The 21,401-nt window shown below is 66.4% G+C and carries 21 protein-coding genes and 2 pseudogenes; 22 read left to right on the top strand and 1 reads right to left on the bottom strand.

Annotated features, from left to right (window positions below):
- The 12 genes and pseudogenes from ACTIMF_RS15240 to ACTIMF_RS15185 form a co-directional block, all read left to right on the top strand.
- Positions 1-186: pseudogene (locus ACTIMF_RS15240) on the top strand (acyl-CoA dehydrogenase family protein); the annotation flags it as partial.
- A gap of 5 nt (positions 187-191) precedes the next feature.
- Positions 192-1,319 (top strand): acyl-CoA dehydrogenase family protein, encoded by a 1,128-nt coding sequence (locus ACTIMF_RS15235; protein WP_442351139.1) that lies wholly within the window; start codon positions 192-194, stop codon positions 1,317-1,319.
- Between the two features lie 310 nt (positions 1,320-1,629).
- Positions 1,630-3,732 (top strand): threonine--tRNA ligase, encoded by a 2,103-nt coding sequence (gene thrS, locus ACTIMF_RS15230; RefSeq protein ID WP_442351138.1) that lies wholly within the window; start codon positions 1,630-1,632, stop codon positions 3,730-3,732.
- Entirely contained in the window at positions 3,729-4,286 is a 558-nt protein-coding gene (locus tag ACTIMF_RS15225) for an HIT family protein (protein ID WP_442351137.1), read from the top strand. Before thrS ends, ACTIMF_RS15225 begins: the two co-directional genes overlap by 4 nt.
- Entirely contained in the window at positions 4,279-4,944 is a 666-nt protein-coding gene (gene pgsA, locus ACTIMF_RS15220) for a phosphatidylinositol phosphate synthase (protein WP_442351136.1), read from the top strand. Before ACTIMF_RS15225 ends, pgsA begins: the two co-directional genes overlap by 8 nt.
- 7 nt (positions 4,945-4,951) lie before the next feature.
- Positions 4,952-5,863, top strand: a complete 912-nt coding sequence (locus ACTIMF_RS15215; protein ID WP_442351153.1) for a phosphatidylinositol mannoside acyltransferase — start codon at positions 4,952-4,954, stop codon at positions 5,861-5,863.
- Between the two features lie 7 nt (positions 5,864-5,870).
- On the top strand, positions 5,871-6,995 hold the full coding sequence (locus ACTIMF_RS15210; protein ID WP_442351135.1) for a glycosyltransferase family 4 protein: 1,125 nt from the start codon (positions 5,871-5,873) through the stop codon (positions 6,993-6,995).
- A 22-nt stretch (positions 6,996-7,017) separates the two neighbouring features.
- A complete protein-coding gene (locus ACTIMF_RS15205; RefSeq protein WP_442351134.1) occupies positions 7,018-7,527 on the top strand; it encodes an NUDIX hydrolase in 510 nt (169 codons plus the stop codon).
- A gap of 161 nt (positions 7,528-7,688) precedes the next feature.
- Positions 7,689-8,594: a pyridoxal 5'-phosphate synthase lyase subunit PdxS gene (gene pdxS, locus ACTIMF_RS15200; RefSeq protein ID WP_442351133.1), complete on the top strand. Its 906-nt coding sequence runs from the start codon at positions 7,689-7,691 to the stop codon at positions 8,592-8,594.
- 144 nt (positions 8,595-8,738) lie between these two features.
- Entirely contained in the window at positions 8,739-9,524 is a 786-nt protein-coding gene (locus ACTIMF_RS15195) for a PP2C family protein-serine/threonine phosphatase (RefSeq protein WP_442351132.1), read from the top strand.
- A gap of 2 nt (positions 9,525-9,526) precedes the next feature.
- Positions 9,527-10,261 carry a hypothetical protein gene (locus ACTIMF_RS15190; protein WP_442351131.1) on the top strand — a complete coding sequence of 245 codons (735 nt, stop codon included), beginning with the start codon at positions 9,527-9,529 and terminating at the stop codon, positions 10,259-10,261.
- A gap of 174 nt (positions 10,262-10,435) precedes the next feature.
- On the top strand, positions 10,436-10,909 hold the full coding sequence (locus tag ACTIMF_RS15185) for a LuxR C-terminal-related transcriptional regulator (RefSeq protein ID WP_442351130.1): 474 nt from the start codon (positions 10,436-10,438) through the stop codon (positions 10,907-10,909).
- 50 nt (positions 10,910-10,959) lie between these two features.
- Here the strand turns inward: ACTIMF_RS15185 and ACTIMF_RS15180 are convergent, their stop codons facing one another.
- A complete protein-coding gene (locus tag ACTIMF_RS15180) occupies positions 10,960-12,894 on the bottom strand; it encodes an acyl-CoA dehydrogenase family protein (RefSeq protein ID WP_442351152.1) in 1,935 nt (644 codons plus the stop codon).
- Positions 12,895-13,060: 166 nt separating this feature from the next.
- Here ACTIMF_RS15180 and ACTIMF_RS15175 point away from each other — a divergent pair, with 166 nt between their 5' ends.
- The 10 genes and pseudogenes from ACTIMF_RS15175 to ACTIMF_RS15130 form a co-directional block, all read left to right on the top strand.
- Entirely contained in the window at positions 13,061-13,945 is an 885-nt protein-coding gene (locus ACTIMF_RS15175) for an acyl-CoA thioesterase (RefSeq protein ID WP_442351129.1), read from the top strand.
- Entirely contained in the window at positions 13,942-14,553 is a 612-nt protein-coding gene (pdxT, locus tag ACTIMF_RS15170; RefSeq protein WP_442351128.1) for a pyridoxal 5'-phosphate synthase glutaminase subunit PdxT, read from the top strand. The genes ACTIMF_RS15175 and pdxT overlap by 4 nt, the downstream gene beginning before the upstream one ends.
- A 64-nt stretch (positions 14,554-14,617) precedes the next feature.
- A complete protein-coding gene (locus ACTIMF_RS15165; protein ID WP_442351127.1) occupies positions 14,618-15,373 on the top strand; it encodes a YebC/PmpR family DNA-binding transcriptional regulator in 756 nt (251 codons plus the stop codon).
- 63 nt (positions 15,374-15,436) lie between these two features.
- Positions 15,437-16,024, top strand: coding sequence for a crossover junction endodeoxyribonuclease RuvC (gene ruvC, locus ACTIMF_RS15160; RefSeq protein WP_442351126.1), 588 nt, complete (start codon positions 15,437-15,439; stop codon positions 16,022-16,024).
- Entirely contained in the window at positions 16,021-16,614 is a 594-nt protein-coding gene (gene ruvA / locus ACTIMF_RS15155; RefSeq protein WP_442351125.1) for a Holliday junction branch migration protein RuvA, read from the top strand. The genes ruvC and ruvA overlap by 4 nt, the downstream gene beginning before the upstream one ends.
- Positions 16,611-17,684 carry a Holliday junction branch migration DNA helicase RuvB gene (gene ruvB, locus ACTIMF_RS15150; protein WP_442351124.1) on the top strand — a complete coding sequence of 358 codons (1,074 nt, stop codon included), beginning with the start codon at positions 16,611-16,613 and terminating at the stop codon, positions 17,682-17,684. The genes ruvA and ruvB overlap by 4 nt, the downstream gene beginning before the upstream one ends.
- Before the next feature lie 139 nt (positions 17,685-17,823).
- Complete coding sequence (gene yajC, locus ACTIMF_RS15145; protein WP_442351123.1) at positions 17,824-18,252, top strand: preprotein translocase subunit YajC; 429 nt, start codon at positions 17,824-17,826, stop codon at positions 18,250-18,252.
- 11 nt (positions 18,253-18,263) lie between these two features.
- Positions 18,264-19,862, top strand: a complete 1,599-nt coding sequence (gene secD / locus ACTIMF_RS15140; RefSeq protein WP_442351122.1) for a protein translocase subunit SecD — start codon at positions 18,264-18,266, stop codon at positions 19,860-19,862.
- Positions 19,859-20,908, top strand: coding sequence for a protein translocase subunit SecF (gene secF / locus ACTIMF_RS15135; protein ID WP_442351121.1), 1,050 nt, complete (start codon positions 19,859-19,861; stop codon positions 20,906-20,908). The genes secD and secF overlap by 4 nt, the downstream gene beginning before the upstream one ends.
- Positions 20,905-21,401: pseudogene (locus ACTIMF_RS15130) on the top strand (ABC transporter substrate-binding protein); the annotation flags it as partial. The gene secF and the pseudogene ACTIMF_RS15130, both read left to right, overlap by 4 nt.

The following is a 21,401-nucleotide window of genomic DNA, read 5'->3' as shown; positions in this document are numbered from 1 at the left end:
CCGCACGTCACCGCACCGGGTGGGCCGATCGCCGAGTTCACCCCGCCCGCCGACGGATATGCCGGAGGGGAGCCCTGGCAAGCCGTCGCCCCGTTGCACTACTTCAACGATCGTGCGGGATCCATCTACGCGGGCAGCAACGAAATTCAACGAAACATTCTCGCTAAAGCAGCTTTGGGGCTCTGACACACATGGACTTCGATCTCTCCGCAGAGCAGCAGTTGCTGCGCAACGGACTCACCCAGTTCCTCGCCAACCGATACGGGCTCGAGGACTCGCGCGCAGCGGTCAAGACCGGTGCGCGATGGCAGCCCGAGATATGGAAGGCATTCGCTAACGACCTCGGCATTCTGGGCGCCACGTTGCCCGAATCGGTCGGCGGTATGGGCGGCGGACCCGTCGAGACGATGGTCATCGCCGAGGTACTCGGGCACGCCCTCGTCGTTGAGCCGTACGTCAACACCGTCGTCGTGGCGGGCGGCCTCCTATCTGGGATCGGCTCGGACGTCGCGAACGCCGTGACCGAACAGATAGCGGCAGGGGATGCGATCGTCGCGCTCGCCGCCGCCGAAGACTCGTCCGACGACCTGACCTCCGTCTCGACCACCGCCCATCGGGACGGCGACGAGTGGCTGATCAACGGGTCCAAAGCACTCGTCGTCGATGCTCCGCTCGCGACGCATTTGATCGTCACCGCCGTCGCGGACGACGACCTCGGCCTGTTCGTCTTCCCCTACGACGAGTCGGCCGGCGCCGTTACCGCGCACGACATCCGCACGGTCGACGACCGGCAGGCCTCCGACATCGTGTTCGCAGACCTCCGCATCCCCGGCGACGCGCTCCTCGCGACCGGCGACGAGGCGTCCGCAGCTCTGGCGCGTGCCGTCGACGAAGGGGCCGCGGCGATCTGCGCCGAGGCCGTCGGATCGATGCGCAAAGTGCTCGACGACACCGTGGAGTACAGCAAGCAGCGTCAGCAGTTCGGGGCGCCGCTGAGCAGCTTCCAGGTGCTCAGTCACCGCATGGTCGACATGCTGATGGAAGTCGAACAAGCCTCCGCCGCATCGCTTCTGGCCACCATCAGATTGGATGCCGAACCGGAGGTGCGAGCTCGCGCGGTGTCGGCTGCCAAGGTCACGGTCGGGCGCGCCGCCCGCTTCGTCGGCCAGAACGCGGTGCAGTTGCACGGCGGCATGGGGATGACCGAGGAACTCGCGATCGGCCACTACTTCAAGCGTCTGTCCGCACTGCAGTACGAGTTCGGCAGCACCGACCGCCACCTTGCGCGATACGTGGAGTTGACGACGCCGCCTCACTGAATTCGGTCGTCGGCGATGGCCGTGTGGTCGCGTTGTTGAGTGGGCGGTAGGGACTGCTGGACGGATAGGTGACGCAACCCCGTATTGCTGTGGAGCGGGCCGAGCGCTCGTGCGAGCGGTGTTTCTGTTGGTCGAGCGGCGTCGAGATCTCGACTCCGCTCGATCGGCGGGGGTCGGGCTCGATCGGCGGGGGTCGCGCTCGATCGGCGGGGAGTCTCGATAGACGCGGTACGGCGCTGTTCGGGGCGAACCGATACCATCAGGCTCGACAGTTTCATGTCGTCAGTCCGAGAAACACAGGAGTCAGCAAGTGCCCGACAACGTCGCGTCCGCCCACCGAGTTCGCCTTCCCGAGACCGTGCGGGTTCCGGCGGGCACTACGGCGGGCGCAGCGATGCGGGACGCCGACCTGCCCGAAGGCGTCGAACTGCCGAACAAGGGTCCGCAGGCCGTCGTCGTCGTGCGCGAAGCGGACGGCACGCTCCGTGACCTTTCGTGGGCGCCGGACACCGATAAGTACGTCGAGCCGGTGACCGCCGACTCCGACGACGGGCGGTCGGTGATCCGCCACTCCGCGGCGCACGTCCTCGCTCAGGCGGTGCAGGATCTGAACCCGAAGGCGCGGTTGGGGATCGGCCCGCCGATCGCCGACGGCTTCTACTACGACTTCGCGGTCGACGATCCGTTCACGCCCGAGGACCTCAAAGCCCTCGAGAAGTCGATGCGCAAGATCATCAAGTCCGGTCAGAAGTTCTCGCGCCGCGTCTACGAGTCGAAAGACCAAGCGCGCGAAGAATTGGCGAACGAGCCGTTCAAACTCGAGTTGATCGACGACAAGGGTGCAGCAGACGACGACGAGGTCATGGAGGTCGGCGGGGGAGATCTCACCGCTTACGACAATCTGAACCCCCGCACGGGCGACCGCGTGTGGGGCGATCTATGCCGCGGCCCGCACGTGCCGACCACTAAGTACATTCCGGCGTTCAAACTGACTCGCAGTTCGGCCGCGTACTGGCGCGGCGACCAGAGCCTGGCCGACCTGCAGCGCGTGTACGGCACCGCGTGGGAGTCCACTGAGGCGATGGATCTGTACCTGGACCGACTCGCCGAGGCCGAGAAGCGCGATCACCGCCGACTCGGCAGCGAATTGGATCTGTTCAGCTTCCCCGACGAACTTGGGTCGGGGCTGCCGGTGTTCCACCCCAAGGGCGGCATCATCCGCAAGGAGATGGAGGACTACTCGCGCGAGCAGCACGCGGCGGCCGGGTACGAGTTCGTCAACACTCCGCACGTCACCAAGGGGCACCTGTTCGAGGTGTCCAGGCACCTCGACTGGTACGCCGACGGCATGTTCCCGCCCATGAAGCTCGATGCCGAGTACAACGAGGACGGAACTGTTCGCAAGCCCGGCCAGGACTACTACGTCAAGCCGATGAACTGCCCGATGCACAACTTGATCTACCGTTCGCGCGGCCGCTCGTACCGCGAACTCCCGCTGCGGCTGTTCGAGTTCGGCTCGGTGTACCGATATGAGAAGTCCGGGGTCGTCCACGGACTGACTCGCGCACGTGGCTTCACCCAGGACGATGCGCACATCTACTGCACGCAGGAGCAGGTGGTCGAAGAGCTGACCACCACGCTGAACTTCGTGCTCCAGTTGCTCAAGGACTACGGCCTGGACGACTACTACCTGGAGTTGTCCACGCAGGACCCGAAGAAGTCGGTCGGGTCCGACGAGGTATGGGCCGAAGCGACCGACACCCTGCGCCAGGTCGGCGAGGCATCCGGTCTGGAGTTGGTGCCAGATCCTGAAGGCGCCGCGTTCTACGGCCCCAAGATCTCGGTGCAGGTCAAAGATGCGCTCGGTCGCACCTGGCAGATGTCGACGCTACAGCTCGACTTCTTCGAGCCGGAGCTGTTCGAACTCGAGTACACGGCGTCGGACGGCACCAAGAAGCGTCCGGTGATGATCCACCGCGCGCTCTTCGGCTCCATCGAACGATTCTTCGGCGTGCTCACCGAGCACTATGCAGGCGCCTTCCCGGTCTGGCTCGCGCCGGTCCAGGTGGTCGGCATCCCGGTGGCCGAGGCGTTCGCAGGCCACCTGCAGACGACAATCAACCGACTCAAGAGCCGTCGGGTCCGCGCCGAGGTCGATCACTCCGACGACCGGATGCAGAAGAAGATCCGCAACTACACCACCGCCAAGGTGCCGTTCATGCTCCTCGCGGGCGAGCGGGATGTGGAGGCCAACGCGGTGAGCTTCCGGTTCCGCGACGGTACTCAGCTCAACGGCGTCGACGTCGACGACGCAGTGGTGGCGATCGACGAGTGGGAGGAGTCCCGACGCAACGACTCACCGACAGCCGACACGATGCGCGAGTTTCTGGAATTCGTGCGGAAGCGCCGATGACCGCGGCGGACGGGTCGGCGCGCGAGGCACTCGAGCGACTCTGGACGCCTCACCGGATGAGCTACATCACCGCGTCGGCGCCGAAGAAAGCGTCCGACGGCGGTGAGCTCACCGGCCACCCGTTCCTCGACATCCCGCGGATGACCGACGAGGAGGGCTTGATCATCGCGCGCGGCGGGTCCGTGTACGCCGTGCTCAACCTGTACCCGTACAACCCGGGCCACACCATGATCGTCCCGTACCGCCAGGTCGCCGATCTCGAGGACCTGACCGTCGACGAGTCACGCGAGTTGATGGCGTTCACCCAGCATCTGATCCGCGTCATCAAGTCGGTGTCGAACCCCACCGCGTTCAACGTCGGGCTCAACCTGGGCGCCGCGGCAGGCGGATCGCTGTCGGAGCACCTGCACCAGCACGTCGTGCCACGATGGACGGGCGACGCGAACTTCATCACTGTCGTCGGCGACACCAAGGTGATGCCGCAACTGCTTCACGACACACGCGCGCTCCTCGCGCAGTCGTGGACGGACCTCGGGGGACCACAGAGTGCTTAGCATCAAAGGCCGCGCATCGGTGTCGAAGGTGACCTTGCCGATCGGCCGCGCGCTCATCCGGACGGGCCTGACACCGGACCTGATGACGATCATCGGAACCCTGGTCACGGTAGCCGCGTCGATCTGGTTGTTCTCGCAGGGCTACCTGTTCGCCGGTGCGCTCGTCACGTGGGCATTCGTCATGTTCGACATGCTCGACGGTGCGATGGCCCGCGCCAGAGGCGGGGGGACGCGCTTCGGTTCGGTCCTCGACGCGACATGCGACAGGATCGCCGACGGTGCGATCTTCGGCGCGCTTGCCTGGTGGGCCGCCGTGCAGAAACCGCACGAGCTACTGCTGATCGCGACGATGATCTGCCTGGTGACGTCGCAGGTGATCTCGTATGCCAAGGCGCGGGCCGAGGCCGCGGGACTCAATGGCGACGGTGGGCTCATCGAGCGACCCGACCGATTGATCATCGTTCTTGTCGGCGCGGGCCTCACCGACTTCCCCGGCCTGCACTGGTCGTGGGCGATCCACGTCGCGATGTGGGCGCTCGCGGTACTGAGTCTGATCACCGTCGCGCAACGCATGTGGTCGATCTACTGTTCGCCTGGCGCCCGCGACCTGATCCCGTCGGCAGCGCCCGCCGCCGATGATCCGACCGAGGAGGCCTGAGAGCGTGCTGGGTGGAGTTGGCGACATCATGTCCGACTTCGGCTACCGAGCGGGATGGGCGGCCGTCAAATACTCGCCGGAGCCGCTGGCGCGCGGCGTCTTCGACGCCGCAGGAACGTTCGTGGGAAAACGCCACGGTGGGCCGCGGCAGCTCCGCAAGAACCTGGCGCGGGTCATCGGCACGACGCCGGACGACGTTCCCGGCGACCTCGTCGAGGAGGCGATGCGCTCGTATGCGCGCTATTGGCGCGAAGCGTTTCGCCTGCCAACGACCGACCCGGACGAGATCGCCGCAAGCGTGACCATGACCGATCACGACCGAGACGCGATCGCGGCGTCTGTACAGTCCGGTCGCGGCGTGATCATGGCGTTGCCGCACTCAGGGAACTGGGACATCGCAGGGGTCTGGCTGGTGAAGAACCATGGCCGGTTCTCGACGGTCGCCGAACGTCTCAAACCGGATTCGTTGTTCGAGCAGTTCGTCGCCTACCGTGAGTCCCTCGGCTTCGAGGTGTTTCCACTCACCGGTGGGGAGCAGCCGCCGTTCTCGCTGCTCGCCGAGCGTCTGAGAGCGGGCGGCCTCGTGTGTCTGATGGCCGACCGCGACCTTTCGTCGAACGGCGTCCCGGTCACAATGTTCGGCCAGAAGACCCGCATCCCCGCCGGGTCGGCGAAGCTCGCGATCGAGACCGGGGCAGTCCTGCACGCTGTGCACCACCGATACGACGGCGTCGGCAAATCGGTTCTGAACTGCGGCACCATCATCGACACCGCGGGTGGCGTCGCGCCGACTGCGCAGCGATTGGCGGACGCGTTCACTCGGGACATCGCGACCGCACCCGCCGACTGGCATATGCTGCAGCCGCTATGGGAGGCCGACTGGTCTCCGGAACGTCGAGCCCGGCTCGGAGTCGAGTGAGGCGCGCGTGAAGATCGGCATGATCTGCCCGTATTCGTTCGACGTCCCGGGCGGAGTCCAAGCGCACGTCGTCGAGCTCGCCGAAGTGTTTATCGGTCGCGGCCACGAAGTGCGCGTGCTCGCACCGGCGGGCACGGACATCGTCCTACCGGACTACGTCGACTCGGCTGGACCCGCGCTGGGCATCCCCTACAACGGGTCGGTGTCGCGGGTGACATTCTCGCCGAAGGCCTATCAGCGTCTGCGTCGGTGGATCGCGGTGAACGAGTTCGATGTGCTGCACGTACACGAGCCGAACTCGCCGAGTCTGTCGATGCTGTCGCTGATGGTCGCCAGCGGCCCGATCGTCACGACCTTTCACACCGCGACCACGAAGTCGATGTGGCTGGCGCTCTTCGACTCGATGCTCCGCCAGTTCCGGGAACGGATCCGCGGCAAGATCGCGGTGTCCGAACTCGCCAGACGATGGCAGATGGAATCCCTCGGCAACGACGCGGTCGAGATCCCCAACGGGGTCGATGTGGCGTCGTTCGGACGAGCCCGTCCGCTGGACGGCTACCCACGCGCGGGCCGCACAGTGATGTTCCTCGGCCGGTTCGACGAGCCCCGCAAGGGCATCGACGTGCTGATGCGTGCGCTGCCGAGCGTCGTCGACGAGTTCCCGGACGTACAAGTCCTGGTGGTCGGCGGCGGTAACGAGCCCGCATTGCGCAGACGCGCGGGCGATCTGGCAGGACACTTGAAGTTCCTCGGCATGGTCGACGACGAGACGAAGGCCCGTGCGCTGCGCAGCAGCGACGTCTACGTCGCACCGAACCTCGGCGGCGAGAGCTTCGGGATCGTGCTCGTTGAGGCCATGGCCGCCGGAGCTGCCGTCGTCGCCAGCGACCTCGTCGCCTTCTCGCGGGTCCTGGACGACGGACAATCAGGACGCCTCGTGGCGACCGGATCGCCCTCGGCACTCGCCGACGCGGTCAACACTCTGCTGCGCGACGACGACCTGCGCGCGGACTACGTCGCGCGTGGGCACGAACGCGCCGACCTCTACGACTGGTCGCGGGTAGCCGACCAGATTCAGAACGTGTACGACACCGTCACGTTCAACGCGGGCCCCGTGGTGGTATCGGACTGATGCAATTTCTCGGAGTAACCACGTGACCGCCACCGCGACGACGGTCCTCATTGTGGCCCTCGTTGTCGTCGGCCTCGTCTGGCTCGCCGTCTTGTCGGCCACCCGAGCCTCCCGGCTGAACCGGCTGCACATCCGTGTCGATCTCGCCCGGCAAGCGCTGTTCGCCGCGCTGGAGCGCCGCGCCGTCGTCGCCCGCGCGATCGCCGCTGCCGACCCCGCAGCCCCGGGGGCCGACGTGCTCACCCGGGCGGCAGACGCGGCCGAGTCCGCAGCCCTGGCGGGTCGGGAAGCTGCCGAGAACCAGCTGTCCGCGGCCATCGCGCAGACCGACCCGGTGCATCGCTCGCCTGCGCTGACGTCCGAGCTCGCCGAAGCGCAGACCAGGGTGACGATGGCGCGGCGATTTTACAACGACGCGGTCCGCGATGCGCGGACCCTCCGTGGCCGGCGGATGGTCCGCTGGCTGCATTTGGCGGGCCATGCTCATCGCCCCGACTACTTTGAGATCACCGAGCGAGTGACCAGGGGATGAGCCCACACGTCCTATCTGACGAGGCCACACGTGGGCTGGGTCTCTAACGGTGTGACCCACCGTTGGTCGCAGCCGGGGTGATCGGGTTTACTTGATGCCGTCAGTCTCACCAGAGACCAGCTCAGATCACTGAGATCCCTGAGACCAAGGAGCACCGCACCGTGACCACTGATCTGCAGAACACTCCGGCAACCGGTACCGCGCGAGTCAAGCGCGGCATGGCCGAGATGCTGAAGGGCGGCGTGATCATGGACGTGGTCACGCCCGAACAGGCCAAGATCGCCGAAGACGCAGGGGCCGTGGCCGTGATGGCGCTCGAGCGGGTACCGGCCGACATCCGCGCCCAGGGCGGCGTCTCACGGATGAGTGACCCGGACATGATCGACTCGATCATCGAGGCCGTGTCGGTGCCGGTGATGGCCAAGGCCCGTATCGGTCACTTCGTTGAGGCACAGGTCCTGCAGAGTCTCGGTGTCGACTACGTCGACGAGTCCGAGGTCCTGACCCCCGCCGATTTCGAGAACCACATCGACAAGTTCGCCTTCACCGTGCCGTTCGTCTGTGGGGCAACGAACCTCGGTGAGGCACTCCGTCGCATCACCGAGGGCGCTGCGATGATTCGCTCGAAGGGCGAGGCCGGCACGGGCGACGTCTCGAACGCCACCACGCACATGCGCAGGATTCGCCAGGAGATCCGTCGTCTCACGTCGCTGCCCGAAGACGAACTGTACGTGGCAGCCAAGGAACTGCAGGCGCCGTACGACCTGGTGGTCGAGGTCGCGAAGGCAGGCAAGCTGCCGGTCACGCTGTTCACCGCGGGCGGTATCGCCACCCCGGCCGACGCGGCGATGATGATGCAGCTCGGCGCCGAGGGCGTGTTCGTCGGATCGGGAATCTTCAAGTCGGGCAACCCCGCCGAGCGCGCCGCTGCGATCGTCAAGGCCACGACGTTCTACGACGATCCGGACGTGCTCGCGAGCGTATCGCGCGGACTCGGCGAAGCGATGGTCGGCATCAATGTCGACGATCTGCCGCAGCCGCATCGGCTCGCGGAACGCGGTTGGTGAACCCGGCGAGAATGATCTCGACTATTCTGTCGGGCATGGTTCCTGCCGTGGCAGCGAGCCGCGCGGTACGACCGTATCGGCTCGCCGAGAACGGTCGATGAATCTTTGGACTCATGAGTCAGGGGCACTCAGGGAGAGGTGAGCATGGACGACACCGTCATCTTGCGTGACGAGGCGCGGACCGGACAGGACCAGGTCGGCGATGTCACCGTCGACTGGTCGGTGGTCTGCCATGTCGGTCGGGTCCGTGAAGCCAACGAGGACGCCGCGCTGGCGCTGCCGGGCCGCTACCTCGTCGCCGACGGCATGGGCGGGCACGACAGCGGTGAGCTCGCGAGCGAAGCCGCTCTCTCGACTCTCGCCGATTCACCGGTCGGCGACGACTTCGACACCACGCGCACCGCGGTGGCCGGGCTGCTCGTGCAGGCGCAGGAGAAGATCGGGTCGTTCACATCCGAGTCGGGTCGTCGAGCGGGCACGACGGCGACGGGCGTACTTCTCGCGGACGGGGAGGACGGGCCGGCGTGGGTTGCGTTCAACATCGGAGACTCACGCACCTACCTGTACTCGCAGGGAGCTCTGACGCAGGTGAGCGTCGACCACTCGCAAGTGCAGGAACTCGTCGACGCGGGATATCTGACCCCGGAGGAAGCGCGCGTCGACTCGCGCCGCAACGTGATCACGCGTGCGCTCGGTGCAGGTATGGCCGAACCGATCGCCGATTACTTTGCGTTTTCCGCAGTTCCCGGCGACATCGTACTGCTCTGCTCGGACGGCCTGGACGGCGAACTCGAGGACTCCGAGATCGCTTCGGTCGTCGCAGCCGCGGAGGGCGACGTCGAACGCGCCGCCGCGGAGCTCGTCGAAGCCGCACTGGCGAGCGGAGCACATGACAATGTCACGGTCGCCGCGCTGACAGTGAGTCGATAACGGTGCAGTCGGCCGGCGACGGCACGACGTTCGTCGAGTTCGTCGGCCAACGATATCCGGTAGTGGCAGGTCAACCGTTCTACATCGGCCGAGAAGCGACCCTGACCGTCGACGACAACCCGTACCTGCACCGCCGATTCCTGCTCCTACACGACGAGAACGGCATGTGGTGGCTGACGAACCTCGGCACCCACCTGTCGGCGACAGTGACCGCCGCCGACCTCGGGTTCACAGCGACCCTCGGTCCCGGCGCGCGGATGCCGCTTGTGTTCGGTAGGACGAGCATCGTATTCAGTGCCGGACCGACGACCTATGAGGTCCAGGTGCAGGCCGGTGCACCCGCGACGATGCCGCCGGTCGGCACGACCACCGTCGGCGGCGACACGACCCGCGGGGTACCCAACTTCACCGAGAGCCAGAAACTCGCCGTGCTCGTGCTCGCCGAAGCGATCCTCCGGCGCGACGGAACCGGCGCCAGCGCGTTGCCGAGCTCGGCGAAAGCCGCTGCGCGCCTTGGCTGGTCGCTGACCAAGTTCAATCGGAAGCTCGACAACGTCTGCGACAAGCTCGACCTGATCGGCGTCGCGGGCATGCGCGCAGGCGGCGGACGACTCGCATCCAACCGGCGCCTCAAGCTCGTCGAGTACGCGCTGTCCACCGGGCTCGTCGGGCGCGGCGACCTCCCGATGCTCGACGCCGAGTACGCACGCAACAGCCAGCCTCGCGCCGGCGAGTGAGCGGGCATGGGCGCCCCGTGTGCACCGCCGCGCCGAACCGCTTCAGAAATACCTTCTGACCTGCTGTGTAACCATGGGTAGTTCTCCCCATCGCGTTATGGTGCCGATCACCCTAACGTTCTTCTCATCAGCCCGGTGAACGACCGATTCCGGGCGCCGAGGAAGGGAAGAAACATGACCGTCGCCGCGATCCGCACCGCCCCCGGACACCAGAACACCACCCGCACCACCGTCCACACGACGACGCGATCGGCCTCCGCAGAGGCGCGCCGCCGCGAGGCACTGGCCCGACTGAGTTCACGAGTGATGCCGCTTCCCGGCCGTCCCATCTACGTTGAGGCCCCGCTGCGCCGTCGCGGACACCTCACCCCGATGGCCACCGTTGACACGAATGCGGGCGGCACCGCAGCGCCCGAGTTGCCGCGACCGGCTCTCACCGACCGCGAAGTCGAGGTCCTGCGCACCTGGCTCATGGTCGATTCGAAGCCGGCCTGCGGACAGGAACTCCACATCTCGCTCGGCACCGTCAACACCCACCTGACACGGATCCGCGCCAAGTACTCCGAGATCGGCCGTCCGGCGTCCACGAAGGCCGCACTCGTCGCGCGCGCCATCCAGGACGACATCATCGACATCGAAGAGCTGTGACACGCCGCTCGCGACAGCCATGAGCGGGCGCCTGCTTCGCCGGGAAGAGTTCAGGCGTGACGGATCATCGGGACGTCGAGTGCCACGTCCGGAATGCCGAAGGCGTCGACGAGTTGCTCCGCATGCGGACGCAGCGTCCCGCACAGATCGTTGACCCCGCGCCGGACGGCCTTCGCCCGCTCCACAGAGATGTGACGATGCATCAGATACCAGCCGAGGTCGTCCTCGACAAGGGAGTAGACGAACAGATCGCGGACCCGCTTCAGCACGGTTCGAGTCTGTTTGTCGGTCACCGTGCCGATCGCGTCGACGAGACTCTCCAGCACGACGCGTTCGATGTGGGCGTCACCGACCTTGATCAGGTGGTCCTGCGTCGCAGTGAAGACTTCCTGAGCGTCGGCGTCGTCGTCCTGCGCTCGGCGCATGCGATTGGCCGCCGTGCGCAGCAGATGGTCCTCGCGGTTGCGGAGGAGTCGGAGCTGCGTTCCCGGGTGGGTCAGGTCGCTGTTCTCCGGGTCCTCGTCCGAGTCGTCGAGCAGTGTCTGCACCACCTGACGCGCTGCGGTCTTCTCCAGGGCGATGTCCTTGACCGTCGACGCGACGAATCGGATCCAGCCGACCGCGTCGAGGTCGCTGATATCGCCCGCGTACGCGGTGAGAAGCTGCTTGGCGACGAGCTGGCGCAAGATGAGGTTGTCACCCTCGAAGGTCGTGAACACATCGATGTCGCCGCGTAGCAACGACAGCCGGTTCTCGTCGAGGTAGCCGGCGCCGCCGCACGCCTCTCGTGCCTCCGAGATGGCCCTCGATGCGAGTTCGGTGTGACCGGCCTTGATCGCGGCTGCCTTGACCTCCAACTTGCGGATCTCGTCGGGGTCGGCGTCCGCCGGGTCACCGGACTGCAGTTCGTGGAGCTCGGCGACCACTTCGTTCTGTGCGATCGCGAACGCGTAAGCACGTGCGACGAGCGGAAGAAGCCGACGCTGGTGCGTGCGGTAGTCGAGCAGGACGAGCTCCTTTTCGCTCTCCGGTCCCGAGAACTGACGACGCACCAGGGCATACTTCACCGCGAGAGCCAACCCGAGGCGGCCCGCGGCGCCTGCTGCGGCACCGACGGTCACACGACCGCGGATCAGCGTGCCGAGCATGGTGAAGAAGCGTCGGTTCAGCGACTCGATCGGACTCGAATACGTTCCGTCGGCCGCGACGTCGCCGTAGCGGTTGAGGAGGTCCTCTCGCGGGATGCGGACGTGGTCGAACACGATCCGACCGTTGTCGACGCCGGGCAGACCACCCTTGAGCCCGCAGTCGGAAGTGGTGACGCCCGGAAGGTCGTTGCCGTCGGCGTCGCGGATCGGGACGACGAAGCAGTGCACGCCATGGCTCATCGGCTCCTCGCCGGGGCCTGCCGTGATGAGTTGGGCGAACACCGAGGCGTAGTGGGCGTGCTGGGCGGCGCCGCCGATGTAGTCCTTGCGTGAACCCGGTGTGGGGGAGGTGATCTCGAACTCGCCCGACTCAGGAAGGTATGTCGCAGTGGTCTCCAGGGCCTGGACGTTGGAGCCGTGACCGGTCTCAGTCATCGCGAAACAGCCGAGCACGTCCAAATCGATGAGCCCGCGCACATACTTCTCGTGATGGCGCTCGGTTCCCAGGTTCTCGACGGCTCCGCCGAACAGGCCCCACTGGACGCCGGCCTTGACCATCAACGAGAGGTCGCCGTATCCGAGTTCCTCGATGGCGGTGACGGCGGCTCCGACGTCGCCGGTCCCACCGTGCGTCGTGGCGAAGCCGTCGGCGGGAAAACCGAGTGGCACCATCGAGCGCATCGCGTCGAGCATGTTCGCTCGATATTCGGGGATCGGTACGCCCGACTTCGGGACCAGGCCGGTGGCCTGGATCTGGTCGCGCACGACGTCGCGCGTCGCCGCCCAACGTCCGTCGAGGACGGCGCGCAGCTGAGCGGTCACCTCAGCGGCGGACATCTCGGGATTCGCGTCGTCGGGAGTGTCGGTGGTGGGTGCGGAGACTTCCTCGCGTTCAGCCATGGGTGCGACACTACCGACGCGTATCACTCTGTGCAGCAGGGCCGGCGATGTTCGCGGGGAGTTGCTGAGGGCTGCGGGGAGTTGCTGAGGGATAATGCGAGACGTGGCAGACATCGAAGACATCCTGGCCGTCGAGCGCATCGACGACGACATCTTCCGCAGCAGCGTCTTCGCGAGCTCGCTGCGCCGAACATTCGGCGGGCAGGTGGCCGGGCAGGCACTGGTCGCCGCCACTCGCACCGTCGCACCCGAGTTTCGCGTGCACTCTCTTCACGGCTACTTCCTGCGGCCGGGAAAACCCCATCAGCCGACGGTGTTCCTCGTCGACCGCATCCGGGACGGGCGGTCGTTCGTCACGCGCCGGGTGAACGGTGTGCAGAACGGCGAGACGATCTTCTCGATGTCGGCGTCGTTCCACGTCGAAGGCGACGAGGGGATCGAGCACCAGGACACGATGCCCCAGGCGCCCGAACCCGAGTCGCTGGTGGACAGTAGGGACGTCGACGGCCCGGGGAAGGCATTGTTCGCTGAATGGGACAATTTCGACGTTCGCGTGGTTCCCAAGGAGCAACTCGTCACGCACGGCTGGTTCGCCTCGCAGCAGCGGGTGTGGTTCCGCTATCGCAAACCACTGCCCGACGACCAACTTCTGCACGTCTGCACGCTGGCGTATATGAGTGACATGACGCTGCTCGGCTCGGCGAAGGTCGCCCATCCGGACGCGATGCTGCAGAGTGCATCGCTCGATCACGCGATGTGGTTCTTGCGCCCCTTCCGCGCAGACGACTGGCTGCTGTACGACCAGACCTCGCCGTCGGCGACCGGTGCCCGCGCCCTGACCCAGGGCCGGATCTACGATCGCAGCGGCCGCATGGTGGCAGCGGTGACGCAGGAGGGCCTGGCTCGCACCGGAGTGCCCGAGCAGAAGGCGAGCGTCATCGTGACGGGGCATGACGAGGCGGGGCATAAGGAGGCGGGGGACAAGTGAGTCCGCTGATCGGGGTACTCGCCCTGCAGGGCGACGTCCGCGAACACATCGAGGGGCTGGCGGCGGTCGGCGCCGATGTGGTCCCCGTTCGCCGCTCCAGTGAACTCGACCGCGTCGACGGGCTGATCATCCCGGGCGGTGAGTCGACCACGATGAGCCGACTGCTCGGCGTGTTCGACCTCTACGATCCGCTCGTCGACCGACTCCGTGACGGGCTGCCTGCGTACGGGTCCTGCGCCGGAATGATCATGCTGGCCTCGAACATCCTCGACACGCGTCCGGACGCTCGCCACCTCGACGCACTCGACGTCACGGTGCGACGCAACGCGTTCGGCCGTCAGGTGGAGTCGTTCGAGACCGACCTGGAGTTCACCGGCATCACCGACCTGCCCGGAGCCGTCCCGATGCGCGCGGTGTTCATTCGGGCCCCGTGGGTCGAATCCGTCGCCGACGGGGTCGAGGTTCTCGCCACCGTGCCGAGCGGGCCCGCTGCCGGGCGCGTCGTCGCCGTGCGGCAGGCGAACGTGCTGGCCACGTCGTTTCATCCCGAGGTCACCGGCGATCACCGGGTGCACGGGTACTTCGTCGACCTGGTGCGCGCAGCGTAGAATCTGACAGTCACTCCGCTCGGCCGGTGTCGGCGAGCGAGCGTAAACCGAAGGGATCACCACCATGAGCGGCCACTCCAAATGGGCCACCACCAAGCATAAGAAGGCGGTCATCGATGCCAAGCGCGGCAAGATGTTCGCCAAGCTGATCAAGAATATCGAGGTGGCCGCCCGCACGGGTGGTGGTGATCCGGCAGGCAACCCGACGCTCTTCGACGCGATCCAGAAGGCCAAGAAGTCGTCGGTGCCCAACGACAACATCGAACGTGCGCGTAAACGCGGCGGCGGTGAAGAAGGCGGCGGCGCCGACTGGCAGACCATCATGTACGAGGGCTACGGACCGAACGGTGTCGCCGTCCTCATCGAGTGCGTCACCGACAATCGCAACCGTGCAGCAGGCGAAGTCCGCACCGCGATGACCCGCAACGGCGGCAACATGGCCGACCCGGGCTCGGTGTCGTACCTGTTCACCCGCAAGGGCGTCGTCACGATGGAGAAGGGCGAGCAGACCGAGGACGATGTCCTCATGGCTGTGCTCGACGCGGGAGCCGAAGACGTCACCGACCTCGGCGAGAGCTTCGAGATCGTCAGCGAACCCGGTGACCTCGTCGCAGTGCGCACGGCGTTGCAGGAGGCCGGCATGGACTACGACTCGGCGGAGCCCGACTTCCGCGCGTCCGTCGAGGTCGCGGTGGACGCCGACGGGGCACGCAAGGTGTTCAAGCTGATCGACGCACTCGAGGACTCTGACGACGTGCAGAACGTCTACAGCAACGTCGACTTGACCGACGAGGTGCTCGCCGAGCTCGAAGACGACTGATAAGATCTCGAACAAACGTTCGCTGCGGCAGGCGCGGCGCGGTTGCTGGGAGGTCGGTACGCGGTGCGAGTGATGGGAGTGGATCCCGGCCTCACGCGGTGCGGTGTCGCACTGGTGGAGTCGGGGAGCGGACGTAAGGTCACGGCACTCGACGTCGATGTGGTCCGCACTCCGTCCGACATGGATCTCGCCGACCGACTTCTCGCGATCCACCGCGCCGTCGAGCACTGGCTCGACACACATCACCCGGACGTCGTAGCCGTCGAACGGGTCTTCGCGCAACGGCAGGTGAGCACGGCGATGGGCACCGCGCAGGCGGCGGGCGTCGTCGCGCTGGCCGCCGCGCAACGTGGCATCCCGGTCCGCTTTCACACGCCGTCTGAGGTGAAGGCGGCGGTGACCGGTTCAGGTCGGGCGGACAAGGCGCAGGTCACCATGATGATCACGCGCATTCTCGGGATGCAGAAGGCACCGAAGCCCGCGGACGCCGCTGACGCGTTGGCACTCGCGGTCTGCCACTGCTGGCGCGGCCCGGTCAACGAACGAATGGAAGAGGCGGCCGCGAAGGCGAAGGCCGCGCAGGCCCGTCATCGTGCCCGCGTGAAAGCGGCACAGCAGGAGGCGCTGCAGAGGGAGGTCGGGGCACGATGATCGCTTCGGTGTCCGGAGAAGTCGTCGACATCGCGCTCGACCACGCGGTCGTCGAATGCGCGGGGGTCGGCTACCGAGTCCTCGCGACCCCGCCGACGTTGGGACGGCTCGTCCGCGGCGAGCACACCCGGCTGCTCACATCGATGATCGTCCGCGAGGACTCGATGACCCTCTACGGGTTCACCGACCCGGACGCCCGCGCGTTATTCGGCCTGTTACAGACCGTCACCGGTGTCGGGCCTCGACTGGCAATGGCAACGCTCGCCGTTCTGGAGCCGGACAGCCTGCGGCGTGCACTCGCCGAATCGGACGCCAAGGCGTTGACCGCGGTGCCGGGCATCGGCAAGCGGGTCGCCGAGCGGTTGGTGGTGGAACTGCGCGACAAGGTCGACGCAGGCCCGACTGGATCGCCTTCGCCCGGTGCGCAGGTGACCGGAGTCGGCCAACAGGTGGCCGAAGCCCTGATCGGACTCGGATTCACGGAGAACGCGGCGCAGCAGGCGGTGGCGTCGGTGTTGGCGCAGCAGCCGGACGCGGACTCGCCGACGTTGTTGCGCACCGCGCTCGCCGGGCTCGGACCTCGCCGATGACCGGTGCTTTCGACGGTCCGTCCGACGATTTCCTGTCGGCGGACGCGGTACCGGCCGACCGGGATCTCGATGCGAGCCTGCGGCCGAGCACGCTCGGCGACTTCATCGGGCAGCCGAAGGTCCGCGAGCAACTCGAACTGGTGCTGCACGCGGCACGTGCCCGCGGCAGCACACCCGACCACATTCTGCTCTCGGGTCCGCCCGGACTCGGCAAGACGTCACTGGCCATGATCATCGCGAGTGAGATGGGCGCGGCCATCAGGATCACGTCCGGTCCCGCGTTGGAGCGAGCAGGCGATCTCGCCGCGATGCTGTCGAACCTTGTCGACGGCGACGTCCTGTTCATCGACGAGATCCACCGGATCGCGCGGCCCGCCGAGGAGATGCTCTACCTGGCGATGGAGGACTTCCGCGTCGACGTGATCGTGGGTAAAGGCCCCGGAGCCACGTCGATCCCGCTCGAGGTCGCCCCATTCACCCTCGTGGGTGCGACGACCCGGTCGGGTGCTCTGACCGGTCCGTTGCGCGATCGTTTCGGGTTCACCGCTCACATGGAGTTCTACGAACCCGCGGAGTTGGTCCGGGTCCTCGTGCGGTCGGCGGCGATTCTCGGCATCGAGATCGACGCAGACGCGGCCGCCGAGGTCGCGGGACGGTCCCGCGGCACGCCGCGTATCGCCAACCGTCTGCTGCGGCGTGTCCGCGACTACGCGGAGGTCCGCGGGGACGGTCGGGTCGACGTCACGGCGGCACGTGCGGCGTTGGCCGTGTACGACGTCGACGAGCTCGGCCTCGACCGTCTCGATCGTGCGGTGCTCGGCGCGCTCGTCCGAGGGTTCGGCGGGGGGCCGGTCGGCGTGTCGACTCTCGCCGTCGCCGTCGGTGAGGAGCCGGCAACCGTCGAAGAGGTGTGCGAGCCGTTTCTGGTGCGCGCCGGAATGATCGCTAGGACCCCGCGTGGTCGTGTCGCGACCGGAGCCGCGTGGAAGCATCTGGGCTTGCAGGCCCCGCCGGACGCGATCGATCAGGTCCACGGCGTGCGTACACGCGAAGACACACTGTTCGACTGAGCGCGTCCCACTCGAGCGGATGGGGCCGCCGCTCGCGGCCTGCTCGGACGGTGTCACCGCCGCGCCTGTGGTGCGGTCCTCGCCTCACTCGGCGTGTGCGCCGCACGGTACGACGGGCGGGCCTGGCACACTGGAGCGCATGTCATCCTCATTGATCATCCCGCTGATGCTGGCTGCGATGGCCGTGTTCATGTTCGTGAGCGTCCGCAACCAGAAGAAGCGTGCGGCGGCGGCCGCCGATATGCAGTCGTCCGTCGGACCCGGCGCCCGCGTCCAGCTTCAGTCCGGTCTGTTCGGGACTGTCGTGGACGCCTCGGACGGAGACGTCGTCCATATCGAGATCGCGCCGGGCGTGGTGACCGAATGGAACCGTCTCGCAATCCGCGAGACGGTCTCCGAATCGCCCGACGCCGTCGACGAGAGCGCTGCAGACGACTTCCACGTGCCGGACAGCCTCGAGGGCCTCGACTCGGACGAGTCGTCGAACGGCGGCTCGACCTCGGGCAAGCCGAATCTCGACAAGTCGTCCGGCGACGAGCCCGGTGACGACAAGCCCGACGAGAAGTAGGCTGCCGCGACGTGAGCAGTAACAACCCACTCACCGCGCGACGTACCGCACAGCGGGAGACTTCCCCCTGGGTCCCGATCGTGGGATTCCTCGCCGCGTTGGTCGCGATCTTCGCGATCGTCTTCGGCACCGGAGATCACAAGGCGGAGCCTAAACTAGGGATCGACTTGCAGGGTGGTACACGTGTCGTCCTGACTGCGCGTACCGAGAACGGCAAGGCCCCGGACAAGAGCCAGCTCGATCTGGCGCGTCAGATCATCGAGCAGCGTGTGGACGGCCTCGGCGTCGGCGGGTCCGAGGTCGTCGTCAACGGCAGCACCCTGGTCATCACGGTGCCCGGGGACGACGGCAAACAGGCCCGTTCCCTCGGCCAGACCGCGCGCCTGTACATCCGTCCGGTTGTGACACAGACACCCGCGACGCCGCAGAAGACCGACCCGAACGCCAAGAAGGTGTCCCAGATGACGCCGGAGGAGCAGACGGCGGCCATCGCCGCGGCGCGGAAGGCCAGACAGGCTCCGGCGGGCGCCGACCAGGCGCAGATGCAGCGACTGCAGGCGGAGATGGCGAAGGTGAACTGTTCGCCGGATGCCGTCGATCCGCTCGTCGGCTATGACGAGCCCGACCAGTACCTCGTCGCGTGCGGCGACAAGGACGGGCAGGTGTACCTCCTCGAGCCGATGATCATCAAGGGCACCGACGTCGACCAGGCCAAGGCCCAGCAGAACGAGAGCGGTCAGTGGGTCGTTGCCGTCGACTACAAGGGCGACGGCAAGAAGACGTGGGCCGATTACACGGGGAAGAACGTCGGCAAGACGACGGCGACAGTCCTGGACACCCAGGTAGTGAGCGCCGCGACCATTAACTCGGCGATTATCGGCACCACGGAGATCTCCGGTGACTTCACTCAGACGGAGGCTCAGGAGCTCGCGAACGCGCTCCAGTACGGTTCGCTGCCGCTGTCGTTTGAGATGTCCGACGCGCAGACCGTGTCCGCGACTCTGGGACTCACCTCGCTGAAGGCCGGACTGATCGCAGGCGCCGTCGGGTTGCTCGCCGTGCTGTTGTACGCACTGCTGTATTACCGGATGCTCGGATTCTTGACGTTCCTGTCGCTGATCCTCGCCTCGGCGATGGTCTACGGGCTGATCGTTCTGCTCGGCCGGTGGATCGGCTTCACGCTCGACCTGTCGGGTATCGCCGGTCTGATCATCGGCATCGGCATGACCGCCGACTCGTTCGTCGTCTACTTCGAGCGAATAAAGGACGAGATGCGCGAAGGCAGATCGTTCCGGTCCGCCGTCAACCGTGGTTGGCAGAGTGCCCGCCGCACGGTCTGGACCGGTAACGCTGTCAGTTTCATCGCCGCCGCGATCATCTACTTCCTCGCGGTCGGCCAGGTCAAGGGCTTCGCGTTCACGTTGGGTCTGACGACGATCATCGACGTCGTGATCGTGTTCCTCGTGACACACCCGATGGTCGTGTTGGCGAGCCGGACCGCCTTCCTGTCGAGACCGAGTATCAACGGTCTGGGCGCTGTCTCGGAGGTGGCGCGTAGACGTCGCGCCTCCGCGGGCACGCGGTCGGGCGCGGGAGAGGACACGCTGTGAGCGACGAGAAGCCAACGACCGTCTGGGCCGACGAGGACTACGTCGCCGCCGAGAACCGCTCGTTCCTGTCGCGCCTGTACACGGGCACCGGCGCATTCGAGATCGTTTCCAAGCGCAAGACGTGGTATGCGATCTCGGCCCTGATCATGCTGATCTGCATCCTGTCGATGGTCTTTCGCGGCTTCACGCCCGGTATAGACTTCGAGGGCGGCACCCAGGTGTCGCTGCCGGCGGCGTCGTCGTCGATCACCACTGATTCGGTCTCCCAGGTATTCGCCGACACACTTGGTCAGGATCCCGAAGCGGTGCAGACCGCGGGTGCAGGCAGCTCAGCGACCATCCAGTTGCGCACCGAGACGATGTCTCCGGAGGACGCCACCAGACTGGCGCACGCTCTGGCGGACAAGTTCAAACCGGATATCACGATCGCCGACGTCAGCAGTTCTGACGTGAGTTCCACATGGGGCGCGGAGATCACCCGCAAGATGGTGATCGCACTTCTGGTGTTCCTGGTGGTGGTGTTCGTCTACATCGCGGTCCGCTTCGACCGAGAGATGTCCGCCGCGGCGCTGGTGTCACTCCTGTTCGACGTGGTGGCGACCGCCGGCGTGTATTCGCTGGTCGGTTGGGAGGTGACGCCTGCGATGGTGATCGGCCTGCTGACCGTGCTCGGCTTCTCGGTGTACGACACGGTGGTGGTGTTCGACAAAGTCGAGGAGAACACCAGATCGGTGTTCGCGACTTCCCGACGCACCTATGGCGAACAGACCAACCTCGCGGTCAACCAGACGCTGATGCGGTCGATCAACACGACCGTCATCTCGGTACTGCCGATCATCGCCCTCATAGTGATCGCGGTGGTGATGCTCGGCGTCGGCACGCTCAAGGACCTCGCGCTGATCCAGTTGGTCGGTGTCGTCGTCGGCACCTACTCGTCAGTGTTCCTCGCGTCGCCCGTGCTGGTGTCCCTCAAAGAACGTCGCAAGGACGTCAAACGTCATACCGCGAAGGTGCTCGCGCGCCGTGAGAAGGTGGCGAGCGCATGATCGGGCCGCGGCTGCGAAGGGTTGCAGCGCTGGCCGCGGCCGTCGCAGCCGCGGGAACGATGCTCGTGGCGTGCGGGGAGGCCGAGGAGGGGTCGAGCATCGACTACCTCGTTGATGCCCGTGTCTCGGACTACAACGTCAACACCCCGGACGGGTACGCCGAAGGCGGACTGATGGCGTTGACGCGGGTGCTTCCCGGGTTTTCGTTCATCGGGCCGGACGGACAGATCGTCGCGGATCGCGACATCGGCACGGCAACACTCACCGAGACGTCGCCGATGACGGTGCGCTACGACTTCAACCGGGACGCCGTCTACTCCGACGGTCGACCGATGGTGTGCGACGATCTAGTGCTCGCCGCGACCGCCCTGGGCGGGAAGAACCAAGGTTTCGACGCCGCGACCAACGCGGGGTATCGCGACATCGACAAGGTCGACTGCAAGCCAGGAGCCAAGACGGCGACGGTGACGTTCGACAAGGACAGTTCTTACCT

It is taken from the genome of Gordonia sp. (in: high G+C Gram-positive bacteria) (assembly GCF_052106715.1).
Taxonomy (GTDB): Bacteria; Actinomycetota; Actinomycetes; order Mycobacteriales; family Mycobacteriaceae; genus Gordonia.
Note: the sequence above shows the minus strand (reverse complement) of the source record. Positions and strands in the feature narration are given on the sequence as shown.